Annotated in this window: 27 protein-coding genes and 1 riboswitch; of the genes, 12 read left to right on the top strand and 15 right to left on the bottom strand. The window is 42.1% G+C overall.

Annotated features, from left to right (window positions below; translation table 11 throughout):
• Positions 1-93: 93 nt before the first annotated feature.
• The 4 genes from NAF01_RS20600 to NAF01_RS20585 form a co-directional block, all read right to left on the bottom strand.
• Positions 94-246 (bottom strand): DUF1540 domain-containing protein, encoded by a 153-nt coding sequence (locus tag NAF01_RS20600; RefSeq protein ID WP_197212962.1) that lies wholly within the window; start codon positions 244-246, stop codon positions 94-96.
• Positions 247-365: 119 nt separating this feature from the next.
• Positions 366-1,415: a cytochrome d ubiquinol oxidase subunit II gene (locus tag NAF01_RS20595; RefSeq protein ID WP_035330424.1), complete on the bottom strand. Its 1,050-nt coding sequence runs from the start codon at positions 1,413-1,415 to the stop codon at positions 366-368.
• A gap of 13 nt (positions 1,416-1,428) precedes the next feature.
• Positions 1,429-2,790 (bottom strand): cytochrome ubiquinol oxidase subunit I, encoded by a 1,362-nt coding sequence (locus NAF01_RS20590; protein ID WP_197248460.1) that lies wholly within the window; start codon positions 2,788-2,790, stop codon positions 1,429-1,431.
• 129 nt (positions 2,791-2,919) lie between these two features.
• Positions 2,920-3,924 (bottom strand): metal ABC transporter substrate-binding protein, encoded by a 1,005-nt coding sequence (locus tag NAF01_RS20585; RefSeq protein WP_197212964.1) that lies wholly within the window; start codon positions 3,922-3,924, stop codon positions 2,920-2,922.
• 295 nt (positions 3,925-4,219) lie between these two features.
• On the opposite strand from NAF01_RS20585, the gene NAF01_RS20580 reads away from it, so the two are divergent.
• Positions 4,220-4,783: a beta-class carbonic anhydrase gene (locus NAF01_RS20580; RefSeq protein WP_076263309.1), complete on the top strand. Its 564-nt coding sequence runs from the start codon at positions 4,220-4,222 to the stop codon at positions 4,781-4,783.
• On the opposite strand, the gene yidD is transcribed toward NAF01_RS20580, so the two are convergent.
• Positions 4,780-5,019: a membrane protein insertion efficiency factor YidD gene (yidD, locus tag NAF01_RS20575; RefSeq protein WP_048011104.1), complete on the bottom strand. Its 240-nt coding sequence runs from the start codon at positions 5,017-5,019 to the stop codon at positions 4,780-4,782. The two genes, NAF01_RS20580 and yidD, sit on opposite strands and share 4 nt — an antisense overlap.
• A 141-nt stretch (positions 5,020-5,160) precedes the next feature.
• Here yidD and NAF01_RS20570 point away from each other — a divergent pair, with 141 nt between their 5' ends.
• Positions 5,161-5,634, top strand: coding sequence for an S-ribosylhomocysteine lyase (locus NAF01_RS20570; RefSeq protein ID WP_197248456.1), 474 nt, complete (start codon positions 5,161-5,163; stop codon positions 5,632-5,634).
• Positions 5,635-5,924: 290 nt separating this feature from the next.
• Here the strand turns inward: NAF01_RS20570 and cls are convergent, their stop codons facing one another.
• Both cls and ytzI read right to left on the bottom strand, forming a co-directional pair.
• Positions 5,925-7,373 carry a cardiolipin synthase gene (cls, locus tag NAF01_RS20565; RefSeq protein ID WP_197248454.1) on the bottom strand — a complete coding sequence of 483 codons (1,449 nt, stop codon included), beginning with the start codon at positions 7,371-7,373 and terminating at the stop codon, positions 5,925-5,927.
• An 87-nt stretch (positions 7,374-7,460) separates the two neighbouring features.
• Positions 7,461-7,643 (bottom strand): YtzI protein, encoded by a 183-nt coding sequence (ytzI, locus tag NAF01_RS20560; protein WP_048007839.1) that lies wholly within the window; start codon positions 7,641-7,643, stop codon positions 7,461-7,463.
• A gap of 126 nt (positions 7,644-7,769) precedes the next feature.
• Between ytzI and NAF01_RS20555 the strand changes: the two genes are divergently transcribed.
• The gene (locus NAF01_RS20555; protein ID WP_048007838.1) at positions 7,770-8,207 is read left to right on the top strand and encodes a Dps family protein; all 438 of its coding nucleotides are present in this window, start codon (positions 7,770-7,772) and stop codon (positions 8,205-8,207) included.
• 411 nt (positions 8,208-8,618) lie between these two features.
• Here NAF01_RS20555 and NAF01_RS20550 read toward each other — a convergent pair whose 3' ends face one another.
• Positions 8,619-8,876, bottom strand: coding sequence for a DUF6154 family protein (locus tag NAF01_RS20550; RefSeq protein ID WP_035330414.1), 258 nt, complete (start codon positions 8,874-8,876; stop codon positions 8,619-8,621).
• 280 nt (positions 8,877-9,156) lie between these two features.
• Between NAF01_RS20550 and NAF01_RS20545 the strand changes: the two genes are divergently transcribed.
• Positions 9,157-9,486, top strand: coding sequence for a hypothetical protein (locus tag NAF01_RS20545; protein WP_048007837.1), 330 nt, complete (start codon positions 9,157-9,159; stop codon positions 9,484-9,486).
• A gap of 441 nt (positions 9,487-9,927) precedes the next feature.
• On the opposite strand, the gene NAF01_RS20540 is transcribed toward NAF01_RS20545, so the two are convergent.
• Positions 9,928-10,806: a DUF6612 family protein gene (locus tag NAF01_RS20540; RefSeq protein WP_250801050.1), complete on the bottom strand. Its 879-nt coding sequence runs from the start codon at positions 10,804-10,806 to the stop codon at positions 9,928-9,930.
• A 155-nt stretch (positions 10,807-10,961) separates the two neighbouring features.
• Between NAF01_RS20540 and ytkD the strand changes: the two genes are divergently transcribed.
• Complete coding sequence (gene ytkD, locus NAF01_RS20535; RefSeq protein WP_197212984.1) at positions 10,962-11,429, top strand: RNA deprotection pyrophosphohydrolase; 468 nt, start codon at positions 10,962-10,964, stop codon at positions 11,427-11,429.
• A 27-nt stretch (positions 11,430-11,456) separates the two neighbouring features.
• Here the strand turns inward: ytkD and NAF01_RS20530 are convergent, their stop codons facing one another.
• From NAF01_RS20530 to NAF01_RS20520, 3 genes are read right to left on the bottom strand one after another with little or no spacing between them, the layout of a single operon-like run.
• Entirely contained in the window at positions 11,457-12,266 is an 810-nt protein-coding gene (locus tag NAF01_RS20530) for an ABC transporter permease (RefSeq protein ID WP_197212987.1), read from the bottom strand.
• A complete protein-coding gene (locus NAF01_RS20525) occupies positions 12,244-13,023 on the bottom strand; it encodes an ABC transporter ATP-binding protein (protein ID WP_048007833.1) in 780 nt (259 codons plus the stop codon). Before NAF01_RS20525 ends, NAF01_RS20530 begins: the two co-directional genes overlap by 23 nt.
• Before the next feature lie 22 nt (positions 13,024-13,045).
• Positions 13,046-14,041: an ABC transporter substrate-binding protein gene (locus NAF01_RS20520; protein ID WP_076261845.1), complete on the bottom strand. Its 996-nt coding sequence runs from the start codon at positions 14,039-14,041 to the stop codon at positions 13,046-13,048.
• Positions 14,042-14,196: 155 nt separating this feature from the next.
• On the opposite strand from NAF01_RS20520, the gene NAF01_RS20515 reads away from it, so the two are divergent.
• A complete protein-coding gene (locus tag NAF01_RS20515) occupies positions 14,197-14,982 on the top strand; it encodes an alpha/beta hydrolase family protein (protein ID WP_197212989.1) in 786 nt (261 codons plus the stop codon).
• 85 nt (positions 14,983-15,067) lie between these two features.
• A complete protein-coding gene (locus tag NAF01_RS20510) occupies positions 15,068-15,310 on the top strand; it encodes a DUF2584 domain-containing protein (protein WP_048007830.1) in 243 nt (80 codons plus the stop codon).
• A 95-nt stretch (positions 15,311-15,405) separates the two neighbouring features.
• Here the strand turns inward: NAF01_RS20510 and pckA are convergent, their stop codons facing one another.
• Positions 15,406-16,992 (bottom strand): phosphoenolpyruvate carboxykinase (ATP), encoded by a 1,587-nt coding sequence (pckA, locus tag NAF01_RS20505; protein WP_197248445.1) that lies wholly within the window; start codon positions 16,990-16,992, stop codon positions 15,406-15,408.
• A gap of 218 nt (positions 16,993-17,210) precedes the next feature.
• Here pckA and NAF01_RS20500 point away from each other — a divergent pair, with 218 nt between their 5' ends.
• The 3 genes from NAF01_RS20500 (at position 17,211) to asnB (ending at position 21,558) form a co-directional block, all read left to right on the top strand.
• Positions 17,211-17,585 (top strand): thiol-disulfide oxidoreductase DCC family protein, encoded by a 375-nt coding sequence (locus NAF01_RS20500; RefSeq protein ID WP_250801049.1) that lies wholly within the window; start codon positions 17,211-17,213, stop codon positions 17,583-17,585.
• A 105-nt stretch (positions 17,586-17,690) separates the two neighbouring features.
• Positions 17,691-17,806, top strand: a riboswitch (SAM riboswitch).
• Between the two features lie 353 nt (positions 17,807-18,159).
• On the top strand, positions 18,160-19,356 hold the full coding sequence (gene metK, locus NAF01_RS20495) for a methionine adenosyltransferase (RefSeq protein ID WP_048007827.1): 1,197 nt from the start codon (positions 18,160-18,162) through the stop codon (positions 19,354-19,356).
• 297 nt (positions 19,357-19,653) lie between these two features.
• Entirely contained in the window at positions 19,654-21,558 is a 1,905-nt protein-coding gene (gene asnB / locus NAF01_RS20490; RefSeq protein WP_250801048.1) for an asparagine synthase (glutamine-hydrolyzing), read from the top strand.
• 382 nt (positions 21,559-21,940) lie between these two features.
• Here the strand turns inward: asnB and NAF01_RS20485 are convergent, their stop codons facing one another.
• Together NAF01_RS20485 and NAF01_RS20480 are read right to left on the bottom strand one after the other, a co-directional pair.
• Entirely contained in the window at positions 21,941-22,789 is an 849-nt protein-coding gene (locus NAF01_RS20485; protein WP_227888098.1) for a C39 family peptidase, read from the bottom strand.
• A 73-nt stretch (positions 22,790-22,862) separates the two neighbouring features.
• Positions 22,863-23,384, bottom strand: coding sequence for a gamma carbonic anhydrase (locus NAF01_RS20480; protein ID WP_048007824.1), 522 nt, complete (start codon positions 23,382-23,384; stop codon positions 22,863-22,865).
• 170 nt (positions 23,385-23,554) lie between these two features.
• Here NAF01_RS20480 and NAF01_RS20475 point away from each other — a divergent pair, with 170 nt between their 5' ends.
• Complete coding sequence (locus tag NAF01_RS20475) at positions 23,555-24,358, top strand: alpha/beta hydrolase (RefSeq protein ID WP_163144797.1); 804 nt, start codon at positions 23,555-23,557, stop codon at positions 24,356-24,358.
• 52 nt (positions 24,359-24,410) lie between these two features.
• Positions 24,411-25,505 carry a tetraprenyl-beta-curcumene synthase family protein gene (locus NAF01_RS20470; RefSeq protein ID WP_250801047.1) on the top strand — a complete coding sequence of 365 codons (1,095 nt, stop codon included), beginning with the start codon at positions 24,411-24,413 and terminating at the stop codon, positions 25,503-25,505.
• Positions 25,506-25,543: the final 38 nt, after the last annotated feature.

Raw genomic sequence — 25,543 nt, 5'->3', positions numbered from 1 at the left:
TTAAAAAAAGCGGTGCAGCACATGCACCGCTTTTGCAATATGCATTAATGGCACTGCCGGAATTCGACAAAATACGGGCGGTGCCTGTCACCATTAATGCGGTTCGAACGTTTTGCAGTCTGTTTCTTTGGAGTCGTCTGCCGTTTTGCCAGTATGGCTGACTACGTATATCTGGTCTGCACTGCATCGGTTTCCATTTTTCCAGAAAGCACAGTTATTAACTTCACATAGTACGTCTTGTGCCATTTTCAAACACCCCTTAACAGAAAATTGTGACCACATTGAAATTGACAAATTTCCGGAGCATGTCACTTCTTTATTTTCTGCAGTGCTTTTTTTGTTCAGTCATGGCATTTGCAGGAAGATCAAGCCGGGTCTTTGGTTTGTTTTTGCCGAAGATATCGTTTGTCGTTCATGAAAAGGCTCCAAAAGTATATGAACCCGGGGAAAAGGATAAGGAATCCTGCGATATAGGTGGCAAATATGGCCCGGAATGAACTTGGATCAGTAAACGCAGAAGCAATAGTCACTTCAGGGTAGACGATATAGGGAAGATGAGCTTTTCCATATGCATAGCTGGCAGCAAGGTATTGGAGGGTTATGGCAATAACCGCCAATCTGGGAATTCCCCTAACTCCTTTTTTGTTTACGGATGGCAGGAACAGGGCAAGCCCTCCTATTAGAAACAATCCAAGAGACAGCAAAAGCAAAGGCATATCATCTATCATCTTTTCATAAATCCAAAATGCTTCTCTTTTCAAAGTAAACATAATAAGAAATGCCATTATGATTGAAATTGGCCCAAGCACGATTGCATCCCTGCGGTATACTGAGTAAGCTTCCATCTCTTCCGAGGCTTTTGAGTAGTCCGCGAGGAGAAGGGAAGACAAAAACAATGTGCTGCTGATTGCAAAGCCGATAAAAGCATATTCGTTCGGGCTTGTAAAAAGATGTGCCAGGTCCAGAGATTGCCTGCCATCACTAAATTCAACAAAGTCTCCATGGGTGATGGGCAAAACGCTGATGAGCAATCCGGGGATAAGAATTCCGGATAAGCCTGAAATATAGGTGAGCGGCTTCCTGTATTCTTCCGCAATGTTGGAAAACACCAGGAATGCACTGCGGATCGCCAGTAAGAGCAATATGATGCTTCCTGGTATTAGAAGTACAGTTCCCAGTGTGTAGGCTGCAGTCGGAAAAAGGCTATAAACTGCCACTACAATTGCGACGATAAAGGTATTTGTCACTTCCCAGGTAGGAGATAAATATCGGTTTGCCACATTTGTTGCCTTTATTTTAGGCCGATTAAAGTAAATCATGGACCAGAAGCCTGCGCCAAAATCCATTGTCGCCATAACCGCATATATGAAGACGAATCCCCATAACACTGTGATGGCCAGTAATTCTTCCGCCATTGGATTCACTCCTTCATGTGTTTGATCCGTATAGAGGAACGTTTTTCTGTTTGGCTCTATTTATGTCATCGATTACAGTATTCTTTTTAAAGTAATAAAGCATAACAAACACAACTGCTACTCCAAGCACTACATACACAAGGGCAAAAAGAATAAATAAAATCCCCAGATTCTCAGCTGTCGTAACAGAATCAGCGGTGGACAGCACCCGGTAGATGGTCCAGGGCTGACGGCCGGTACAGGCAAATACCCATCCGAATTCTATTCCAAGAACTGCGAGCGGGCCTGAGGCAACAAATGCCCACATGATGAACCTGGGAAAATGGTCTCTTTTCAGGAATTTATTCCATACGAAAGCAATAAGAGATAATAATATGAGCAATGAGCCTATTCCGACCATCGCATTAAAGAGGGTATGAACAAAAAGCGGAGGCCACTCTTCTTCAGGAAAATCATTCAGCCCCACTACTTCGGTGTCAAAGCTGTTGCCCGCCAAAAAGCTTAGTGCCCATGGAATTTCAATTCCCCACTTAACCCTCTGAGTTTCACGGTCTGTAAATCCTCCAATCGCAAGGGGAGCATAGGATTGAGTTTCAAACAGCCCCTCTGCTGCTGCTAGTTTTTCCGGCTGGTACTCATGCAGGTATTGAGCCGATTCATGCCCGTTAATAGCTGTTAGAAAAGAAAAAATTCCGCCGACAATCAAACTCAGCATAAGTGCTTTTTTATGAAAGTTATATACTCGTGTTCCGAATGGAGTTCTAAGCATTTTGAAAGCAGCAACTGATGCTACAACAAATGCCCCTGTTGTATATGCTGATAGTGCCACATGTCCTGCTGTAACGATAAAGCTTGGGTTAAAAAATGCAGCCCATGGATCCACATCGACAATTTCACCATCGACAATCCTGAATCCCTGTGGTGTTCCTTCAAAAGCGTGAACATTAGTTATCAATACAGCTGAGGCAAAAGCGCCAAGAGCTACCAGTATAAGGCTTGATATACGCATCCATGGAGGGATTCTTTCGGCAGCATACACATAAATTGACATAAATAAAGCTTCAATAAAGAAAGCATAGATTTCAATCTGGAATGGCAATGCCATTACCTTGCCGATAACCTCCATAAAACCAGGCCATAAAAGGGAAAGCTGAGTCCCTGCTATGGTTCCTGTCGGAATTCCTACTCCAAGCAGCACCGCAAATGCCTTAGTCCACCTTTTTGCCATAATGACGTAATCAAGATCCTTCGTTTTCTGGTAAAGAAGTTCCGCTGTCAGCATCATCAGCGGCAAGCCGACTCCAATTGTTGCAAAAATAATATGAAAGCCCATTGTAGTCCCAAATAAAGACCTCGCAATCAATAAATCACTCATTGCTTTTTCATCCCTTCAATTTCTTCAATGGAAATAGTTTCTGCAAAAAAAAAGACAACTATGTAATCTTTTCCTGAATTACCTAAATTAAGAGACAAAAAAACCTCCCAATGCGGGAGGCTGGTGTGCTTATTTATTCAGCGCTTTTTTCAATGAAGCCAAATTATCTTCCATAAGTGTAAAATATGTTTGATTTTCGGTAATATTTTCTTCTGTAAGGACAGATAAATTATGAAGCATTAGCGGTTCTGCGCCAATTTCTTTCTGCAGAATTTCAGTCAGTCTTGAGCTCACATTTTGTTCGAAAAAAACATATTTTAAGTCATGTTCTTTTGCTTCTGCTATGATTTTCTGCAGTTCTTTCTGAGTAGGCTCGCTGGAAGAATTTAAACCGGATACACTGATTTGATCCAGACCATACCGTTCTTCCCAATAGCCATAAGCTGCGTGTGAAACGATGAATTCCTTATGCTTTGCACTTTGAACTGTCTGTTCAAAATCAGAATGAAGATTATCAAGCTTCTTTGCAAGCTCCATATAATTTTGTTCAAACTGCTCTTTCTGATCAGGCATCTGTTCCACTAAAGCATCCTTAATTGATTCCGCCAATTCTTTCGAGTATAAAGGATCCAGCCAAACATGGGGGTCGATATCTCCATGGTTGTGATCATGATCCTCTTCAGATGATTCAGCTCCGTGTCCGTCAGCATGTTCATCTTCATGCTCAGCTTCATCAGCATGTTCTTCATGTGCAGGATCATGATTTACATCTGAGTGGACAAACTCAATATTTTCTCCAGCGGCGACCATTTTAACATTCTCATTTTTCAATGTTTCTTTTGCCTTTTCCACAAAACCCTCAAGACCCAGTCCTATAAAAATGAATAGATCTGAATCGGCCAGCTTCATCATATCTTTTTGAGAAGGTTCAAATGTGTGTTCATCCGACCCCGGCGGGTAGATGGTTTCAACTTCTATCGCTTCTCCTCCGATTTGTTCAGTAAAGTATTGTAGAGGATAAACGGTTGTATAAACCATAGTTTTATCGCTGCTGCTCTCCTCTCTCTTTTCACCTGTACAGCCAGAAAGAACAAGGATTAGCCCTAGAATATATATCAAAAATGACTTTTTCATTTTTTTTCCTCCTTTTTATAAAGCGTATCTATTACGATTTAAAGTACAGACCATATTTTAAGTAATGTTTATAATTATGACCTTTAATACGTAACCATTACGATTTCCCTTAGTAATCTTACAAAATATCCAGATAAAAAGCAAGGAAAAAAATTTGTTTGGAGCACCTACTTTATGTATCATAATTATAGAGGCCAGTGAAAGGTCTTTATTAGTATTGACATTTTTTCGTCAAGTATGGGAGCGAATAGCTCTTACAATCAAAGTATTCACAAAAAGACAGGGAGTGGAACAATTGAAACTTTTAGAAGAGATCTTAAACCATAACCAGCAATTTGTTGAAGAAAAAAAGTACGAAGAATTTGAAACAACGAAATTTCCTAATAAGAAAATGGTTATTCTGACTTGCATGGACACACGTTTAGTAGAACTTTTGCCAAAAGCGCTTAATGTAAGAAACGGTGATGTGAAAATCATTAAGAACGCGGGAGCCTTAGTAACCCATCCATTTGGAAGTATTATGAGAAGCATATTAATAGCTGTTTATCAGCTGCAGGCGAAAGAAGTGTTTGTTATTGGCCATCATGACTGCGGCATGAGTGGAATGAAGGCTGATGCGGTTGTCAGCAGCATGAAGGAGAGAGGCATTACTGACGATGCATTGGATACGATGACATACTCAGGAATCGCTGCAGATGATTGGCTAAGAGGTTTTGAAAATGTAGAGGATAGTGTATCCCATAGTGTACATATGGTGAAAAAGCATCCGCTGATGCCGGCAGATGTGCCTGTGCATGGGCTTGTTATTCATCCTGGCACAGGCAAGCTTGACCTTGTAGTGGACGGATATGAGGGTTAATTCTTTTTCTTTTTGGGCCATTGCTCTGGAACCAGGTCGACACCGCCCGGATGAAGGGGATGGCATTTAAGGATCCGTTTTATTGTCAGCCAGCCGCCCTTGAAGGCGCCGAATCGCTTAACTGACTCCAGCCCATAATGGGAACATGTCGGATAAAACCGGCATGTAGGAGGCTTGAGCGGGGAAATCACAATTTGATAAAAACGAAATATTGAAATGAGAATTTTTTTAAGCATGGCATTACCTTTCCCGGTTAAATCATATTTTCTTTTAAAATAACATATTATCATGGAAAAGTCATAATTTTCATATTAATTTGATGAATTTAGTCGGATATTATGCTATAGTAAAAGGAAAACTTTAGGGGAGTGTTTTATATGCCTTCAGTAGAAAGCTTCGAGCTGGATCATAATGCTGTAAAAGCGCCTTACGTGAGGCACTGCGGTGTCCATAAGGTGGGCAGTGACGGACTAGTGAACAAGTTTGATATCCGGTTCTGCCAGCCAAATAAACAGGCGATGAAGCCGGATGTCATACACACACTTGAGCATCTGCTTGCATTTAATATCCGTACTCATGCAGAAAAATATGACCATTTCGACATTATTGATATTTCCCCGATGGGCTGCCAGACCGGCTATTATTTAGTGGTAAGCGGTGAGCCGTCAGTTGAAGAAATAATTGATCTGCTGGAAGCTACAATGGAAGATGCAGTTGAAATTACCGAAATCCCCGCGGCAAATGAGAAGCAATGCGGGCAGGCAAAGCTTCATGATCTTGATGGGGCAAAGCGTCTTATGAGATTCTGGCTGCAGCAATCAAAGAATGACTTGAAACAGGTTTTTGCATAAAGTGAAACTTCAATCAGTGGGGGTTTTCCTTATTCCCCACTGATTGTTAGTCGCGTTCTAGTGTCGCTAAGATCTCCGCTAGCGCTTCGATCAATCGACACTACGAACCCGATTTGTTCAACTAAGCCTCTGCCTGCGCGTCGGCAAGTTTCACTGTATCTCACCAATCGGGCCTTTACGGGCAGTAAGACCCCCACTTATCCTCCTTTGATTTCTCTGAGTCTTGAAGTGGGGGTCTTACTGCCCGTTAGACTGCGATAAAGAAAACGGGCTGATTTTTTCAGCCCGTTTTATAATATTGGCGAAAGCAGCCTTGAGATGGATTCTTTCAACTTTATCTTCAAGGGCCTATTTCTGTAATCTCCTGCAGACAGGTTTGCTGATAGCTGGACATCTTCCTTAAAGCTCTCAGTCAGTTCTTTTGAAACATCCTGATCGTAAATAAAAGCATTTACCTCAAAATTGAGCCTGAAGCTTCTCACGTCTATATTCGCAGTTCCTACCGATGATACTTTTTCATCCACAATCAGGGTTTTTGCATGTATGAAGCCATTTTCGTATATATAAATATTTGCATTTACTTTTAGCATTTCCCCAATATAGGAGTAAGTGGCCCAATAAACAAACATGTGGTCAGGTTTATTTGGAATCATAATATTTACTTCCACACCTGACAATGCAGCTATTTTCAAGGCATCCAGAAGACTTGCATCAGGAATGAAATATGGGGTTTGGATATAAATGGACTTACGAGCAGATGAAATCATTTTTATATAACCATTTTTAATTTGTTCCCATTCAGAATCCGGACCGCTGGTAACAATCTGCATCCCTACGCTATCCTGAGACTCGCACAGCGGAAAAAACTCAGGAGCATAGAAAATATCATGGCGGTGGGAAGCCTGGTTCCAGTCCAGGATAAAGCGGGTCTGCAGAGAATGGACAGCACTTCCTCTGATTCTTAGATGGGTATCACGCCAATACCCGAACTTTGGATTCAGCCCGAGATATTCATCCCCGACATTAAAACCGCCAACATACCCAATCCGTCCGTCAATGATGGCAATTTTCCGGTGGTTCCGGTAATTGATTCTTAGATTGATAAAATGCAGCCGCGAAGGGAAAAAGGCCTCAATTTCTCCTCCTGCAGCAATCAGCTCTTTAAATGCCCTTTTATGCAGGCTCCTTGAGCCAAGTTCATCATAGAGAAGCCTGACTTTAACGCCTTCCCTGGCTTTTTCCGTTAAGAGAGTAATTAAGCTTTTCCCAAGATTGTCTCTCTTGAAGATATAATATTGCAGGTGAATATGATCGGTTGCACTTTTTATATCATCTACAAGTGAATTAAATTTTTCTTTCCCGTCTGTAAAAATTCTGACCTCGTTATCCTGGGTCAATACTGCATCATTGTTTACAAGATGCATGTAGATAAGGTCTTTGTATTTTTCAATGATTTCATTGCGAAAATGGAAATCCTTTTCCTTAATTCCTCTGATTTGGCTGTTCAGCAGTTCATCAATTCCAATTTTTTTGCGGTCTTCCCATTGGAACATCTTTCTTCGGGTTAAATTCTGTCCAAAGAAGAGGTACATGAAAAAACCAAGAAGAGGAATAAAGAATAAAACCATGAGCCATGCCCATGTGGCGCCTGCATCCCTTCGCTCCAGAAAGATAACAAACACAGCCAGGATAATATTTAATACTAAAAATACTGTAAGCATCATGGAGTATATATCCATCTTAATGTCCTCTCCACATGTATTTTTCCGTCCCTTTAAAAAGAAAACCTCCGGCTGTACGGAGGCTGTTTATATAATAGCGTATGCTTACGAACGGTTTTGGTTATCTTCTTGCTCCTCGTTAGCCTCTTTTTGTTCCTTGCCGCTGTCAGGAAGCGGATCAATCGGGTCTACCGTATGCTTGAATTGGTAAGCCTTTGAAGTAGTAATGACGCTAAGCAGCAGAACCACAATCACGATAATGATCGATATGACTAATACCGTATACATTTTTCTCCCCCTTTTCACTCAATATTCTACCATGAAAGCAGCTCAATAATGAAAAATTTAGCCATGGCCTTGTACAGGTTTTAATTCTGCCAAGGTGGGTATTCTATTGTTGGGAGGATGATTATTATGAGTAAAGAATTAGTACAAGCTGTTAACCAGCAAGTAGCAAACTGGACAGTTCTATATGTAAAGCTTCACAATTACCATTGGTATATTAAAGGGAAAAACTTTTTTACCCTTCATGCAAAATTTGAAGAGCTGTATAATGAAGCTAACGTACATGTAGATGAACTGGCTGAGAGAATCCTTGCTCTTGAGGCTAAACCGGTTGCAACGATGAAGGAAGTCCTGGAGACCAGTTCCCTTAAAGAAGCGACAGGAAAAGAAAATGAGGAACAAATGGTTCAATCTGTCGTTGACGACTTTGAAAAAATGGTGGACGAGCTTCAGGAAGCAATCGAGCTTGCAGAAGAAGCCAAAGATGAAGGAACAGGCGACATGCTGATTGCTGTAAAGCAAAGCTTGAAAAAACATATCTGGATGCTTAAAGCATACCTTGGATAATAAACAAAGACTGGCTGGAAAGCTGGTCTTTTTATTTTTGAAAAATAAGGGCTTTTTTCGCAAAGTTTGCTGCTATTTGTATTATATTTACTGAGTTGATTGGAGCGGAAGGTGCGAGATCCTCGAAAATGCTATCGCATTTTCTTCGTGCGGTGTCTAGTGCGGTGTCTACTCAAGGAAGCTTATTCAAAGTCCTGCGGGAGTAGCAGGACAGGTGAGACACCGCAGACGCACAGCGTCGAGGAGGCTCACCGCCCGCCCCGCGGTTCGCTGAGCAGCCTGGAGAGGAAATCAACGGACAATATTGATAAACGTAAAGCAATAATTTTAACGAAAAAGACCAAATAAAAAAGCGGCTTCACGCCGCCTTCGAGTATATGGATCGTTATTCTAAATTCGGATATGTATAGTTTAGTGTATGTTCCGGTGGTGAATGATCGGGCTTCTGCGCTGGCCGTAATTTTCACTGGCAAATTTCCCTTTTAAGCTCTCAATCAAATAAAGCCCCATTAAATCATATAATTCCTGATTATCAAGGTCCTTGATAATATTCAGCAGGTCTTCCCTGTCCATTTCCTCTAAGAAGGCAAAAGCGAGCATATCGATATCTTCTTCATCACCAGTCAGCTTATTCCTGTAAAGTTCATATAGCTCATCAATCAGTTTCATGGTAACACCTCCTTAAAAAAATCTCCGGTTTTCTATAGTATACTTAATTTAATACCCCTGATGCAGAAAAATATTCACCACATGTAAATTGGAAAGCTGACTTCCAATTTGTTTAACTTAGTATATGTCAGCTTAAGAAGAATGATCGTAATTTTGTATAATTTTATCATAAATGTGGGATACGATAACTATAGAAATGAAAAATATTGTGCTATGTAAAGAAAAACTGACCGGTGTTGAATCTGCGTCACAGGAATGAACAAAAAAGGGGCTGACAGGATTGGAAGGAAATAAAAAGACGTATTATATAACGCTTGGTTCGGGTGAGATTTCTCAAAGTGCTACTGACTCCACCTGGAATTATAAAATTGAGGCAAATGATGATGAAATTATTGCCTTAAGAGAATATTTTGACCAGAACTATTCAACAGAATGGCAAAATTTTTTCAGAGCCCATGTTCCTTATGTTCAATACCACTATGACCGTGAAAATGATGCCTATGATGACACAATGAAAAAAATATATGGGATGATTTATAATCTTGGAGATGATGAAGCAAGAAAGCATATTGAAAGCATGGGAATCCTGACAGAAGAGGAACATAAATAGAATAGCGGAAGCGCCTTGCTCACGTATGAACGCAGACTAAAAGCGCCACATCCTGTGGAAACGGCTTATGACCCTGAGTCCCTAGGAGCCGAAACAAGACAAACCGAAATGTGGAGGCGACTGCCCTTTTAAGGAATGCAGACTAAGAGCGCCACGTCCTCCCAAAAGCTGCCGCTTTCGGTCGTGCGATGTATCGCTGCCGTAGCTTTCCTTGTCCTGTGGCAACGTCTGCATGACCCGCATCCTGCGGGCCTCAAGCAAAAGACGAGCCCTGCAAGAAGGTGTTCTTTCCTTCTGGAAGGGCTTATGTCTCGAGTCCCTAGGAGCCGCAACAAGACAAGCTTGTGACCTCGAGGGGGTAGGCGCTGAAGCTAGACAGCTCTCGAAGTACTAAAATAAATAATAGTAGAAATAAAAAGCTGAGGCCGCACCTCAGCTTTTCTACATTTCCATTTCCACAGCTGTATCAAGAACTTCCTGTGGAACAGCAATAGCCTCAACTTTATTATAGTTTGAGTATTGGCCGTTCATGTTCTGCTTCATGGAGATTTTTTGGCCCTCAGCCGTGATTTCCATGTCCATAATCATATTCAGCACGCTTGGGTAAAAAGTTTCTTTATCAATCACAATTTCATATTCCACGCCTTTGATGTTCATGTTATCAAGCATTTCACCATTGGCGGCCAATTCAGGCGGGAGCGTTTCTGCTGCCGTTTCCTTCACGAAATCATTGAATTTTTCTCCATCGGCTTTCAACTTCAGGATATAGCTTTTTGTGTCCTGTTCAAAGGTGAAATCGTCCACAAATTCCTGCAGTTTCTTCAGTTCCTCACCAGGATTCGTCTGCTGGCTGGACATTTGAAGCAAATCATCAGACATTTCTTTAGGGAACTTCATCCATTGCTGACCGGCTGCATCATAAAGAAACATGCCTTCTTCCGTAAAATAGCTTTCAATATCATAGGATTCTGCTGCGCCTGCCATTGACATAGTCATTTTCTGATAAAAAGCCATTGGATCTGTGGTGACATCCATATCAATGACAGAATCGATATTCATATTTTCCCCTTCAGCACCCGAGCTCATTTCCTGGCTCATATCCATTTTAACTGAGAAGCTTTTTAGCTCTTCCGAAGCCTCCGTTGATTTCTTTAAAACTTCCTCCAAGGTCATTTCAGAAGATTCTTCAGTTTTTGCTTCTTTCTTTTCTGTGCCGGCTGCTGATTCATTAACTGGTTTGGCTGTTTCATTACATGCAGTCAGCATTAAAATCATGAAGAAGCCGGTAAGGATTGCGAGAGACTTTTTCAAGATATACACTCCTCTATTTATGTTAGTCACCTAATTTTACGGGCAAAAAAGGAGAAAAGTTTCAAAAATATGTAATTTGATACTTTAGCCCCAGAAGTTTTTAAAAACGTGATTAACCTTTATAATGAAAACATCAAAATTTACTTATCGAGTGAGGGAAAAGCATGGAAACCTTTTTGGATGAAAACGGCGGGAAAGTGCGCATGTCTTTTAATAAAAGAGCATTCGAAACAGAGCCTGAACACGTTTTGGTCATTTGCCGCTATGGTGATCAATGGCTGCTGACGAATCATAAAAAAAGGGGATGGGAATTTCCTGGGGGTAAAAGAGAACAGGGTGAGTCTCTTGAAGAGGCAGCCAGAAGAGAAGTATATGAAGAAACCGGAGCAGACTTAAATAGTCTGCGTTTTATTGGTGAATATGAAGTTAACTTGGACAATGAGCGTTTTGTCAAAGCTATTTTTTTCGCAGAGGTGGGAAACCTCAACAATACAAATCAATACTTTGAAACAAACGGTCCCATCCTGACAGGGGAAAACCTGCTTGAAGACAGGTGGAACAGTCAATACAGCTTCATCATGAAGGATAAGGTAGTTGAAAAGAGCCTAAAAAAAATTTTGAAGGAAAAATAAAAAACGGCATGCGGTTTGCCGTTTTTTTTATGAACCATTCTTAATTAGTTTTCTCTCCAGGAGCTCAACCAGCTGATACATCACTGTTGCAAAAACAGCAATTACAAGCAATGAAAGCATTACAAGGGTGAAGTTGAATACTTGGAAACCGTAAATAATCATGTATCCAAGACCTTTTGAGGATACAAGGAATTCGCCGACGATCACCCCTACCCAGGATAACCCCACATTCACCTTTAATGTTGAAATGATGGTCGGAAATGAAGCAGGCAAAATGGCTTCCCTGAAGATTTGAAATCGATTTGCCCCAAAGGTCTGAAGCACTTTAATATAATTGGGGTCTACTTCTTTGAAAGATGTATACACGACAATGGTTGTGATGATGATCGAGATAATCGCACCCATGGCAACGATCGAAGTAAAGCTCGGGCCTAAAGCAACAATTAAAATAGGGCCAAGAGCAACCTTTGGCATTGAATTCAGGACAACCAGATAGGGATCCGCTATTTTTGAAAGCATTGGTGACCACCAGAGGATGGCTGCCAGGAATGTGCCTAAAAATGTGCCCAAAATGAACCCAAATACCGTTTCTGACAAAGTGTAGCCTAAATCCACCATCAAGGTGCCATCCTGTAGTTTGGTTAAAAATAATCCCCATACTTTAGAAGGCGCACTGAAAATCAGCGGGTCAATCCATTGCTTTTGGCTTGCAAGCTCCCATCCTGAAAAAAACACGAAAAATATGACAGCCTGATAGAAGCGGACCCATTTCTTTTCACGGTTCAGCGACCGGATATATTTCTGGTGGAGGAATTTAACGTTCTCCTGCGGGCTCAAGGGACTCCAGCTCCTTCCATATAGTTTGAAAAATCGCTGGATATGCTTCATGATTTCTTGCGTTAAAAGGGGTCTCATCTCGTAATTCTTTAGGTATTACAAATGTCTTATGAAGCTGTCCGGGCCTTGCGGAGAAGAGAAAAACACGATCACTCATGCTGATTGCCTCACCAATATCATGGGTAACCAGTATGGCTGTCTTTCCGAAAGATTTAAGCGTGTCAGAGACCAGATCCTCAAGCTTTAGTTTGGTTTGATAATCCAATGCGGAAAAGGGTTCATCAAGCATAAGCAGCTTTGGGCCGGTTGCAAGTGTTCTTACAAGGGCAACCCGCTGGCGCATTCCCCCTGAAAGCTGCTTCGGAAACTGTGACTCTACACCTTTCAGTCCCATCTCCTGAAGGAGCTTCAGTGCATAAGCTTTTTTATCAGGAGTGAGGCTATTACCGATTTTCAGCCCCAGCAGTATATTTTCTTCAATGTTCTTCCAGGGAAAAAGATAATCCTGCTGAAGCATATAGCCAATTTCATTTTCTGCTGTTTCAACCCGCTTTCCTTCAAGTGTGACAGTGCCTTCTGTGGGTTCAAACAGGCCTGCTATGATGGAAAGCAATGTTGTCTTACCGCATCCGCTTGGACCGAGGAAGGAAACAAATTCTCCTTCCTCCACATCAAGCGAAACATCGGAGAGGGCCGTGACAGCAGAGGTTTTTGTAAAATAAGTGTGGTGGACAGCATCAACTTTCAGAAAATCCATGTCGGCCTCCTCTTTCGTTTAGTTACTTCATTACCCCTTCAGCAATCTCTGTGTTGACAAGTGTGCCATGCTCTAAGCGCTTAGGAAGCTCTCCTGCTTCTTCCATAATGTTCTGCAGATTATCCCATTCTTCAGTATCCAGAATAGGATCTGTTGCAAAAGATCCCTGACTCTTATAGCGGTCTACTACCATTTCAATGATTTCAAGCTCAGTGTTGTCAAAATATCCTTGAATAGCTTCTGCCGTTTCCTTCGAGCTATGCTGCTCAACCCATTGCTGTGCTTTATAAATTGCTCTTGTGAATTTCTCGACTGTTTCCTTATTTTCATCAATATAGCTTTGTTTCGTCATGAATGTGGTATAAGGTATATGTCCGGACTCGGTTCCAAAGGAAGCAACAATATATCCTTTTCCTTCTTTTTCAAATACACTTGCAGTAGGTTCAAAAAGCTGGACAAATTCACCGGTGCCGGAAGCGAAAGCTGGAGCAATATTGGCATAATCAATATTTTGGATTAAATCCAAATCCTGGTGCGGGTCAATGCCATGCTTTTTCAATACAAACTCGCCGGCCATCTGCGGCATGCCGCCTTTACGCTGCCCTAGAAATGTTTTGCCTTCCAGCATATCCCATGAAAAGTTATCGATTTTATTGCGCGAAACCAGGAATGTTCCATCCGTTTGGGTAAGCTGTGCAAAGTTAATGACCGGATCATTGGAGCCCTGTGCCGAAACGTAAATGGAAGTTTCTGAACCTACTAGCGCAATATCAGCGCTATCCGACAGGAGCGCGGTCATTGTTTTATCTCCGCCGGCTGTTGTTGTAAGCTCTACTTTAAGTCCTTCTTCTTCAAAGAAACCTTTCTCAAGGGCTACATATTGTGGAGCATAGAAGATGGAACGTGTCACTTCAGCAATGCGGACCGTTTGCATTTCATCCTTTCCGCAGGCTGCCAATGGAACGATCAGTATCACTGCAAGCATAAGCAGCATGCTGGTTTTCATCCATTTTTTCATAAGCCATAAGACCTCCCTTATGCTAAAAAGTCAGATTAAAAAGCCTAGGATATCGTATGAAGATCGAAAAAATGTGTGAATGCCCATGGAAATATTTTTAGAGGAAGGTCTAAAAGCTCAAACTAAAAGGAAGCCTCAAGAGGGAGGATGAGAAAATGGAATTCAGGAACGGCCAAATCATCAATAAACAGAGATTCCCTTCACCAAATCCGGCAATTGAATTATCTGTTGTTACTTATCAGGCAAATGGATTACATATAAAAGGCCTGCTGGCAGAGCCAAAGGGGGAGGAGCTATATGATGGATTCCTTTACCTGAGAGGAGGCATAAAAAATGTCGGGAAAGTACGGCCTTCCCGGATTGTCCAGTTTGCCTGTGAAGGTTTTATTGTTTTCGCGCCTTTTTATAGAGGAAATCAAGGAGGGGATGGAAATGAAGACTTTGCAGGGGAGGACAGACAGGACGCGTTTGCTGCGTTTACTCTTCTTCAGGAGCATGCCCGGGTAAAAAGAGTTCATATATTTGGTTTTTCCCGAGGCGGCGTAATGGCATTGCTTACTGCAATCGAGTTTCCGCAAGCCGCATCCATTGTAACATGGGGAGGGGTCAGTGATATGTTTCTCACCTATGTAGAGCGCAAGGACCTCCGGAGAATGATGAAGCGGGTAATAGGCGGAACTCCGACAAAGTTTCCGGAACGGTATAAATACCGCACCCCGCTTTTTCAGCTGGAGCAGCTGCAGGCACCTGTCTTAATCATTCATGGAAAACAGGATCATAACGTCTCGGTGGAGCATTCCTATCGCCTCGAAAAAAGGCTTAAGGCTCTTAACAAAAAAGTGGATAGCTGGTATTTTCCTGACTATACCCACTACTTTCCGCCAGCCGTAAACCGGAAGACGGTAGAGGATTTAGGTGCGTGGATGAAAAGTCATAAATGACAAATGATTTTCGCTTAAAGGCTTTCAGAGCAGAAAAAGGTGGGGTAAAATAGAGGAAAGTATAAAGAATGAAGGAGAGATACCAATGGGTATGCCTTTAGAGCTGAACACAATGATCGTGACAAAGGGAAGGGAAAAAAGACTTGATGAGAATTACTTTTCACTTGTCAAAGAAGGGTATAGATTATATCCGCTCGATATCCCGGTCGAAGTAAAAAGAACAATTGACGGCGACCTGAACGGAATGGGAGTCATCCGAAAAGTGGAGTGGGAAAACAGCCAGACACTCATTACTTATCAGCTTGTTTCCTTAAACTCAACAAACTAGAAGAGCGCGCCTGGACAGAGTCCGGCGTTTTTTTGTTCAATGTTTCTGCAAACTCAAAAAAAAGAATTGCCGCGCAAACGGCAATTCTTTCTCTATTATGCAATTGGTCCGCCTTTTTCTTCAATGTCAGAAGAAACGCTTGTAAACTTCTTGAAGTTTTCACGGAATTTAGCAGCAAGCTCTTTTGCTTTCGCTTCATAAGCAGCCTGATCTGCCCATGTTTTGTTTGGCTGAAGAACTTCATCAGGCACTCCTGTCACGTGCTGAGGAATTTCCAGACCGAAAATTTCGTCCTTGATTGTTTCTACGTTGTTTAGTTCACCCTCTAGTGCAGCTTCCACCATAGCACGGGTGTAGGCAAGCTTCATGCGTTCGCCGACTCCATACTCTCCGCCAGTCCATCCTGTGTTTACAAGGAAGACTTTTGCGTTATGCTCATCGATTTTCTCGCCTAGCATTTCAGCATAACGATTTGCAGGAAGCGGAAGGAAAGGTGATCCAAAGCATGTAGAGAACGTTGCCTGAGGTGATGTAATGCCGCGCTCAGTTCCTGCAAGCTTGGATGTATAGCCGCTTAAGAAATGGTACATTGCCTGCTCTTTTGACAGTTTAGAGATTGGAGGCAATACGCCAAATGCGTCAGCTGTTAAGAATACGATTGTATTAGGGTGTCCGGCAATGCTTGGGTCAACGATATTATCGATGGCCTGAAGCTGGTATGCCGCACGTGTATTTTCAGTTAAAGTGCTGTCATCGTAATCTGCAACCCGAGTTTCGCTGTTTACCACCACATTTTCCAGCACAGCTCCAAAGCGGATTGCATCAAAAATTTGCGGTTCTTTTTCACGGGATAAGTTGATGCATTTCGCGTAGCATCCGCCCTCAATATTGAAGACTCCATTCGCAGACCAGCCATGCTCGTCATCACCGATCAGCTTGCGGTTCGGATCTGCAGATAAAGTTGTTTTTCCTGTTCCGGATAAGCCAAAGAATAAAGCCACATCACCTTCACGTCCAACGTTTGATGAACAGTGCATCGGAAGGATTCCGTTTTCTGGAAGCATATAGTTCATAACAGAGAAGATGGACTTTTTCATTTCACCTGCATATTCTGTTCCGCCAATTAAAACAGTGCGGCGCTCAAATGAAATGATAATGAATGTTTCTGACTTTGTGCCGTCAACAGCAGGGTCTGCTTTGAAATTAGGAGCAGAAATGACTGTGAACTCTGCCTGATGATCCAATAGCTCGTCTTCTGCCGGGCGAATGAATAACTGGTGTGCAAAAAGATTATGCCATGCATATTCATTGATCACCTGGATAGGCATGCGGTGTTTTTTATCAGCACCTGCGAAGCCTTTGAAAACAAATACTTCTTCTTTTTCTTTTAAGTAATTGATTACTTTATTATAAAGATTAGAGAATGCTTCTTCAGAGATTGGCTGGTTTACGCTGCCCCAGTCCATTTTATCTTTATTTGATGCTTCTTCAACAATGTATTTATCTTTAGGGGAACGCCCTGTATACTTTCCTGTAGTAGCGCGTACAGCCCCAGTGGAAGTAAGGGACCCTTCATTGCGGTTTAAAACTTTTTCCACAAGCTGAGGAACGGATAATTGCACTTGAATGTTGCTGCCATTTAATAATTCACTCAATTCGTTTGATATGCTTACAGAGTTCATCTGATGAATACCTTCCTTTTTCCCGATTTTTTTATGAAAGTGATTACATCTCGAAATTAGTATAACACATTGAAATGATTAGTCTATACTATTACGAAACTTTTTTGTCTCTGTTATTAAATTGTCACAATTGGACAGGTAATCCACTTTAATCGCCTTATAACCGATATATGCTATTATAGAAGAAAGTGTTAATTTTACCATGGGACTGATCTAAAATGAAGACAATTGCCCTATATGATGGAACATGCTCCTTATGCAAGGAAACAAAGAGAATCCTTAAAAAACTCGATTGGCTGAATAAAGTGGAGTGGATTTCACTGCAGGAATATGAAAAAGAGCCTGGGTCTATCTCATTTTCCCGAAACGATTTGCGGAGGGAGCTTCATATTATTACCCCCTCCGGCAGCGTGAAAAAGGGGTACTATGCGGTAAGGAGACTGCTGTTCCTCTTTCCTGCATCTTTTTTCATTAGCATCCTTTTATATGTACCATTCACTGCAATTCTCGGCGATCCGGTATACAAATGGATTGCGAAAAACAGGCAAAAGTTTCTAAAGAAAAAGTGTGACGATGGAAGCTGTTCTCTGTAAAGGGGAAGCGTACATTTTTAAGCCGAAATTTAACGGTGAAAAATAATGAAAATCTGTTGACATGGTTCGATAAAATACGGTATGATTCAACCTTGAACGGATACTCTCTTATCCCGAGCTGGTGGAGGGACAGGCCCTATGAAACCCAGCAACCTGCTAAAGGCAATAATCAGCAAAGGTGCTAACCTGACGCAAGGACGTAATTCCTTGAACGATAAGAGTGAAAGGCGCGAATCGATTTGCTTTCAACCTTTTCACTAATGAGAAGGTTTTTTATTTTGCTTATCTAGCTCCAGCACCCCCGGGTGCTTACGCTTTTTAACTGGCAATGGGATGAACGGCTTTTGGAATGTACTATTTATGTGAGTTTTTGGCATGCTTATGAATTATGGATACCTGGCATTCTTGCCGGCGCTGTCTATTTTTCTAATAAAAACTCCATGTTTATTTCATACTACTAAGGGAATGAGTTCCGTATCAAACAGAGATCCATGAAATGACAGGGAAAAATTATTTTTCCGCTTCCCCATTTCTTATTTCTCGCTCAATTTTCTATTTATAAGGAGGAAGCCAGATGTCAACAAAACGTCGTTTGTTTACTTCTGAATCAGTTACTGAAGGTCATCCGGATAAAATCTGTGACCAAATTTCTGATGCAATCTTAGATGCGATTTTAGCTAAAGATGCGAATGCCCGTGTTGCTGCAGAGACTTCTGTAACAACTGGACTTGTATTAGTTGCAGGTGAAATCACAACATCTACATACGTAGATATTCCAAAAATCGTTCGTGAAACGGTAAAAGAAATCGGTTATACTCGTGCTAAATACGGTTTCGATTCAGAAACATGTGCAGTTTTAACTTCCATTGATGAGCAGTCTGCAGATATCGCAATGGGTGTTGACCAGGCACTTGAAGCACGTGAAGGGCAAATGAGCGATCAGGAAATCGAAGCAATCGGTGCAGGAGACCAGGGCTTAATGTTCGGTTTTGCCTGTAACGAAACGAAAGAGCTTATGCCTCTTCCGATTTCTTTGGCACATAAACTTTCCCGCCGCCTGACTGAAGTTCGTAAAGAAGAGATCCTTCCTTACCTTCGTCCGGATGGAAAAACTCAGGTAACGGTTGAGTATGATGAAAATGACAAGCCTGTCCGCATTGACACAATCGTTATTTCTACTCAGCATCACCCTGAAATCAGCCTGGAGCAAATCCAGCGCAACCTGAAGGAACATGTTATTAACCCGGTTGTTCCAAAAGAACTAATCGATGAGAATACAAAGTACTTCATCAACCCGACTGGACGTTTTGTGATCGGCGGACCTCAAGGGGATGCTGGTCTGACTGGACGCAAAATCATTGTTGATACCTACGGCGGATATGCACGCCATGGCGGCGGCGCGTTCTCCGGCAAGGATCCTACGAAGGTTGACCGCTCTGCTGCATATGCCGCACGTTATGTTGCGAAGAACATTGTAGCAGCCGGTTTGGCAGAAAAAGTGGAAGTTCAGCTTGCTTATGCAATCGGTGTGGCACAGCCTGTTTCAATTTCTGTTGATACATTTGGAACCGGCAAAGTGGATGAAGATGTATTAGTTGATTTAGTAAGAAAGCATTTTGATCTTCGTCCTGCAGGAATTATTAACATGCTTGGCCTTCGCCGCCCAATTTACAAGCAGACAGCTGCATACGGACATTTCGGACGTACAGATGTTGACCTTCCTTGGGAGCGTACTGACAAGGCAGAAATTCTTCGTTCTGAAGCTGAATAATAAATTTAAAAAGTGGGAGTTGCATTTACTATGTAACTCCCGCTTTCTTTTTTGCGTCTTTATACATATAGGGTGATAATTCACTTTTCGGTCTTTATGCTCTTTAGTCGTTTATAATTATATGTTATCGTGTAAACTTCGGATAATGGCTTAATTTTCCGCGCATGTTTTTTTTATAATCCACGTGCTAATTATAAATGATTAGTGGTAGTATTATAGGGTATGTTTTCTGAGACAAAGGAGCCGTTAAGGCTATATCTAAATATTGAGAATAGAATGGAGTAGGTGACGTACATAATGTGTGGTTTTATTGGTTGTGTACATGAAAAAGCACAAAATTACCGTGACGCAGATAAAGAACAATTTCAAAATATGAATGATATCATTACACACCGGGGTCCGGATGACTCAGGATACTATTTTGATGATCATATTCAATTTGGCTTCCGCCGGCTTAGCATTATCGATATTGAAAGCGGACACCAGCCGCTGACTTACGAGAATGAGCGTTATTGGATTATCTTTAATGGTGAAATCTACAACTATGTGGAACTTCGTGAAGAACTTCTCAAAGCTGGCCTAAGCTTTGAAACAAGCTCAGATACAGAAGTCATCATTGCCCTTTACAGCCATATGAAAGAAAAAGCTGTTGAAAAATTGCGCGGTATGTTTGCGTTTGTCATATGGGATAAACAGGAGCAGTCTTTATATGGAGCCAGAGATCCATTTGGGATTAAACCTTTCTTTTATTACGATAAGGGAGACCGCACGTTCTTTGGATCAGAGAAGAAGAGCATTCTATTGGCACTTCAGAATGATGTATTAAACTATGACTCCCTGCAGCATTTTCTGACCTATCAGTTTGTGCCCGAGCCAAACACAATGTCAGAGGGAATCCACAAGCTGGAGCCAGGCCATTATTTTACTAAAAAAATCGGTGCTCCGATGGATATTAAGCGCTATTGGAAAGCTGCTTTCCATCCAGTGCAGAAATCAGAAGCTGATTTTACAAAAGAAATTAGAGACGTGTTATTCGACTCGGTCAAAATGCATATGCGTGCCGATGTTCCTGTAGGTTCTTTCCTTTCAGGCGGAATCGATTCTTCCATCATTGCATCGATTGCGAAGGAATTCCATCCTGCTATTAAAACATTTTCTGTCGGTTTTGAACGCAATGGCTTCAGCGAGGTGGATGTAGCGAAAGAAACAGCAGAAAAGCTGGGTGTCGAAAACATCAGCTATATCATTACTCCTGAGGAATACATGAATGAAATTCCAAGAATCATGTGGCACATGGACGATCCGCTTGCCGACCCGGCATGTGTGCCGCTTTATTTTGTGGCAAGAGAAGCCCGTAAGCACGTAACCGTCGTTCTTTCGGGTGAAGGAGCCGATGAGCTGTTTGGCGGCTATAATATTTACCGTGAACCACAATCCCTTGAAGTCTTCAATAAAATTCCTGCCATCGGCAAAAAGCTTCTCCGTATGATTGCAAGCATGATGCCTGAGGGTATGAAGGGAAAAAGCTTTATTGAACGCGGTGTTACGCCAATGGAAGAGCGCTACATCGGAAACGCAAAAATGTTTACAGAACAAGAGAAGCGCAGTCTGCTTCATGTATATAAAGACAATTTAAATTATACAGATATCACGAAACCATTATATGAAGAAAGCCGCGGCTATGATCCGGTTGATCGCATGCAGTATATCGACATTCATACATGGATGCGAGGAGATATTTTATTAAAGGCGGACAAAATGACGATGGCTCATTCTCTCGAGCTTCGTGTTCCGTTTCTTGATAAAGAAGTTTTTGAAGTGGCTTCTAAAATACCGACCAGCCTGAAAACGGCAAATGGCACTACGAAGTATATTCTTCGCAAAGCTGCCGAAGGAGTCGTTCCGGATCATGTGCTGAACCGCAAAAAGCTTGGGTTCCCTGTGCCAATCCGCCACTGGCTGAAGGACGAAATGAATGAGTGGGCGAAGAATATCATCCGTGAAAGCAATACAGAGCATCTGATTAATAAAGACTATGTATTGCAGCTGCTTGAAGACCATTGTCAGGATAAAGCGGACAACAGCCGCAAAATCTGGACAGTTCTGATGTTCATGGTTTGGCATCAGGTATATGTGGAGAAAAAATACTCCTTTGAAAAAGAATACTTGTTAGATAAAGATTTGCAGCCTCTTAAAGGCTAATCAAAAGCGTCCATCAGGAATACCCTGGTGGACGCTTTTAGGTATAAGAATGTATAAATTTCTTAATTTAGATAATTGTCTAGCTCCAGCGCCTACCCCCTCGAGGTCACAAGCTTGTCTAGTTGCGGCTCCTAGTGACTCGGGGTCATAAGTCGTTTCCTTTCAGAAGGAAAAACGCCTTCTTACAGGAACCGTCTTATGCCTGTCGTCCCTGGGCAGTCGCCTCCACATTTCGGGCACCCCTCCCAAAAAGGCAAAGGACGCCTTTCCGGAAGGTTCGTCTTGTGCTTGAGGCCCGCGGGATGCGGGTCATGCAGACGTTGCCACAGGACGTGGCGGTCTTAGTCTGCGTTCCTTCGTGGGCAAGGCGCTTCCGCTTTTCTTATGGGACATAGGTAATAGCCTGCTTTCCCATCTGCACCCATGCTTTTTCAAAATCGGGTATGGGTGCTTTTTTATTTTTTTCGCCTGTGAGCGGGTCGTTGAAGTACATGTATTTCTGGTCATAGCCCGTTATCAGGACTGAATGCTCTTTATAGGTGATCTGAATTTTTCCGCTCGGAGTATGCCAGGTCTGAAAAAAGTCATCAGACAGCTGTTTATAGGCTGTGTTGATAATTATCCATACAGGTCTGCCATCTGACAAATGAATCTTTAAGTCTTCAAAATCGGATCCGGTAAGGTCTTCAATGGAGCCGGGCATGTACTTTTCCGCAAGCTCTTTTACGGGTTTATGATAAACACCCAGACCAGGATTATCAAAGGAGTACATATCGCCTATGAAGCCTTCATTCGGGTGTCCGAAATAGATTTTTCCGTTTTCTATACGATAAGGCTCAGGGTTTTTCTTTATTTCTTTAGCAAGTGTCATTTTATCAGCCTTGATCCCTGCATGCTGCAGGAGCATGGATAAGCTCGTGACTTCGCATCCCCTGGGGAGCTCAGGAAACTGATTGATTGCGGGTGCATCAATAATTATTTTTTCCTTGATCTTAATTACAGCCGTGCTGTTTCCAAGAAAAGCAGTGGCTTTCTCAGCTGGTTCAGAAAGCCAGGATTTTATTTTGTTCACGGCAGATGGAGGCTTGCTTCCTGCAAGATTGTCATAAACAAATGCTGCAGAAACAAGGATGAAGACAATTAAAAACATGGGTGCCGTTTTTATTATGGTTTTTCTAAATATCACAATTAATAATAAGAATAGGACAATTGCCCCGATATAAATCTTCAATTCCTTCACCCGCCAATAGCTATTGCCTTATATTTAATATCGGCCTATTTCTCATTCTATTAAGGCTGGAGAGTTATTTCCGCTTTTTCTGCAAAGACTTATAGTATTGGCCTTTTTCAGCGTATTCCCTGCTGATCCGTTCCATATCTTTAATATCTTCCGGTGTCAGCTCACGGATCACTTTTGCAGGCCTGCCGAATGCAAGCGTATTGGGCGGAATTTTCTTTCCCTGCGGAACAAGGCTGCCTGCCCCAATAAATGCTCCCTCCCCGATTTCTGCCTGATCTAAGACAATCGAGCCCATTCCAATTAGAGCTTTCTTGCGGATAATGCAGCTATGAAGGATTACCTGATGGCCTACTGTTACTTCGTCTTCCAGTATAAGCGGGTTATTCGGGCTCTGATGCAGGACGGAATTGTCCTGGATATTAACCTTCCTGCCGATGATAGTTGGTGCTACATCCCCGCGTATGACGGAGTTGAACCAGATACTGGAATCCTCCCCAATTTCAACATCTCCGGTAATGGTAGTGAAATCTGCAATAAATGCGGATTCTGCAATTTTAGGTTCTTTATCTTTATATGGATAGATCATCTGTAAACACTCCTGTATTAGTTGGATTATTTTGATTTTATCATATGAGGCATCATAAACGTTATTTTGGTAAAAGAGTTTTTTAAGGGGCTGATTCATGAACAATTTTTGCATCTAGGCTATAATATATTTACATAAGATCGTACGTAAAAAGGCAGGGAGGATTGACTATGTGGAAGTGGGAAACTGAAGGAGAGGCAAAAGGCGTTATTGTCATGGTTCATGGGGCAATGGAGCATCACCGCCGTTATGGCTGGCTGATTGAAATGTGGCGCTTGGCCGGTTTCCATGTCATTATGGGAGATCTTCCCGGCCAGGGAATGACTACAAGATCCAGAAGGGGCCATATTGATTCCTTCGATGAATATATCATTGAAGTTAAAGATTGGGTACAGGCTGCCTATGAATTTGAATTGCCGGTTTTTCTTTTGGGACACAGCATGGGCGGACTGATTGCCATTCGCTTGCTGCAGGAAGAAAGAATGAATCTCGCTGGAGTGATTTTGTCATCCCCATGTTTAGGTTTAGTTCAGCAGCCTTCGAAATTACTGAACTTTTTATCGCTTGGACTCAATTCAGTGATGCCCGGCCTGAAAATGGATGCAGGATTGTCAGTGGACATGGCGACGCGGAATCAGGATGTCCTTGATGCTGATATAAATGATTCACTGTATGTGACAAAAGTTTCGGTCAGATGGTACAGGGAACTTGTTTATGCCATAAAGCTGGCCTTTGAGAATCTTGATAATATCCAGGATGTACCCCTTCTCGTAGTTCAGGGCGGCGATGATAAAATCGTGAATAAAACAACTGTCAGAGAATGGTTTAACCTTGCGCCTTTCTCAGAAAAAAGGTTCAAAGAGTGGCCAAAGTGCTACCACGAAGTCTTTAATGAACCTGAACGTGAAGAGGTATTTGAATATGCGAAGGATTTCGTGAACAGCCAATTAAAGGCGCTGGGTTATGTGGTTTAATGATTTCCTTAAGATATTCACCAGACCTGATCAAAAGGAGGTATCTGCTGTCATGAGTGTCCCTTCCATGCCAATTAGCCTGATGTCACATGTCTATCGGAAGGTTCTGCCTGCTGTCCATAAGGAGCTTGCATATTGGAAGGGCCGGGCAGAAGCAATTCCTGATCCGGAGTTAAGAAAGCAGGCTCTTGCCAGCATTGAACATAAAACGTTTCACTGTGAAGGGGGAGCTATTATGTCATTGATGGCAAAGGAAAAATATGAACAAGCGATTAAGTTCATTGTCGCTTATCAGACAATCAGTGATTATTTGGACAATCTTTGCGACCGGAGCACCTCGCTTGATCCCGGAGATTTTGCCGCACTTCATGAGTCAATGGAGGATGCCCTGGCTATTGACGCAGAAGGGAAAAATTATTATCGGCTGAGAAGTGAGCAGGATGATGGAAATTATCTTGCAGATTTAGCGGCATCCTGCAGGGAAGTGCTGTCGAGTCTCGATCAATATCCCCATATAAAAAGACATCTGCTTGAATTATGCCGTTACTATTGTGATCTGCAAATACATAAGCATGTCGCAGTCGAAGAACGAGTACCCCGGCTGCAAAACTGGTTCGACCAATATCGTTCAGATATACCCGAGATGGAATGGTATGAGTTTTCTGCCTGCTCGGGTTCGACACTCGGGATTTTCTGCCTTGTATCATACGCACTGAGAGATGATTTTAAAGCGGAGCATGCGGTTAATATAAGAAATGGATATTTTCCTTACATCCAGGGCCTCCACATTCTGCTTGATTATCTGATTGATCAGGAAGAGGACAAGGCCGGGGGAGACTTGAATTTCTGCTTTTACTATGAAAGCGAAGAGAGATTGTTTTCGAGATTGAAGCACTTTGTTGCAGAGGCAGACAAGCATACGGAAAAGCTGCCTCATAAACATTTTCATAAACTGATTAATCGCGGCCTGCTGGGGGTCTATCTCTCTGATGATAAGGTCCGGAAGCAGCGGAATGTCAGAAGATTAGCCAAAAGCATGATCAGGACAGGCGGAATGGTGAGCTATTTCTTTTATGTGAACGGAAGAGCTTACCGGACAGTGCAGAAGATGATGCCTTCTGGTTTTGCAAAAGTCTTTGTGAAATAAGTAAAAGCCTGCAATTTTTTTTGCAGGCTTTTACATCA

Origin of the sequence: Cytobacillus firmus (assembly GCF_023657595.1) — a bacterium.
Lineage (GTDB): Bacteria > Bacillota > Bacilli > Bacillales > Cytobacillaceae > Cytobacillus > Cytobacillus firmus_B.
Note: the sequence above shows the minus strand (reverse complement) of the source record. Positions and strands in the feature narration are given on the sequence as shown.

Excerpts from the sequence above, each read along its gene's own strand:
- NAF01_RS20475 (WP_163144797.1), top strand. The coding sequence starts at position 23,555 with ATGTGGAAGTGGGAAACTGAAGGAGAGGCAAAAGGCGTTATTGTCATG.
- asnB (WP_250801048.1), top strand. The coding sequence starts at position 19,654 with ATGTGTGGTTTTATTGGTTGTGTACATGAAAAAGCACAAAATTACCGT.
- ytkD (WP_197212984.1), top strand. The coding sequence starts at position 10,962 with ATGGAAACCTTTTTGGATGAAAACGGCGGGAAAGTGCGCATGTCTTTT.
- NAF01_RS20515 (WP_197212989.1), top strand. The coding sequence starts at position 14,197 with ATGGAATTCAGGAACGGCCAAATCATCAATAAACAGAGATTCCCTTCA.
- NAF01_RS20510 (WP_048007830.1), top strand. The coding sequence starts at position 15,068 with ATGGGTATGCCTTTAGAGCTGAACACAATGATCGTGACAAAGGGAAGG.
- NAF01_RS20555 (WP_048007838.1), top strand. The coding sequence starts at position 7,770 with ATGAGTAAAGAATTAGTACAAGCTGTTAACCAGCAAGTAGCAAACTGG.
- NAF01_RS20570 (WP_197248456.1), top strand. The coding sequence starts at position 5,161 with ATGCCTTCAGTAGAAAGCTTCGAGCTGGATCATAATGCTGTAAAAGCG.
- pckA (WP_197248445.1), bottom strand. The coding sequence starts at position 16,992 with ATGAACTCTGTAAGCATATCAAACGAATTGAGTGAATTATTAAATGGC.
- ytzI (WP_048007839.1), bottom strand. The coding sequence starts at position 7,643 with ATGTATACGGTATTAGTCATATCGATCATTATCGTGATTGTGGTTCTG.
- NAF01_RS20600 (WP_197212962.1), bottom strand. The coding sequence starts at position 246 with ATGGCACAAGACGTACTATGTGAAGTTAATAACTGTGCTTTCTGGAAA.
- NAF01_RS20470 (WP_250801047.1), top strand. The coding sequence starts at position 24,411 with ATGAGTGTCCCTTCCATGCCAATTAGCCTGATGTCACATGTCTATCGG.
- NAF01_RS20520 (WP_076261845.1), bottom strand. The coding sequence starts at position 14,041 with ATGAAAAAATGGATGAAAACCAGCATGCTGCTTATGCTTGCAGTGATA.
- cls (WP_197248454.1), bottom strand. The coding sequence starts at position 7,373 with ATGGATATATACTCCATGATGCTTACAGTATTTTTAGTATTAAATATT.
- NAF01_RS20585 (WP_197212964.1), bottom strand. The coding sequence starts at position 3,924 with ATGAAAAAGTCATTTTTGATATATATTCTAGGGCTAATCCTTGTTCTT.
- NAF01_RS20480 (WP_048007824.1), bottom strand. The coding sequence starts at position 23,384 with ATGATCTATCCATATAAAGATAAAGAACCTAAAATTGCAGAATCCGCA.
- NAF01_RS20550 (WP_035330414.1), bottom strand. The coding sequence starts at position 8,876 with ATGAAACTGATTGATGAGCTATATGAACTTTACAGGAATAAGCTGACT.
- NAF01_RS20500 (WP_250801049.1), top strand. The coding sequence starts at position 17,211 with ATGAAGACAATTGCCCTATATGATGGAACATGCTCCTTATGCAAGGAA.
- yidD (WP_048011104.1), bottom strand. The coding sequence starts at position 5,019 with ATGCTTAAAAAAATTCTCATTTCAATATTTCGTTTTTATCAAATTGTG.
- NAF01_RS20590 (WP_197248460.1), bottom strand. The coding sequence starts at position 2,790 with ATGAGTGATTTATTGATTGCGAGGTCTTTATTTGGGACTACAATGGGC.
- NAF01_RS20595 (WP_035330424.1), bottom strand. The coding sequence starts at position 1,415 with ATGGCGGAAGAATTACTGGCCATCACAGTGTTATGGGGATTCGTCTTC.
- NAF01_RS20525 (WP_048007833.1), bottom strand. The coding sequence starts at position 13,023 with ATGGATTTTCTGAAAGTTGATGCTGTCCACCACACTTATTTTACAAAA.
- metK (WP_048007827.1), top strand. The coding sequence starts at position 18,160 with ATGTCAACAAAACGTCGTTTGTTTACTTCTGAATCAGTTACTGAAGGT.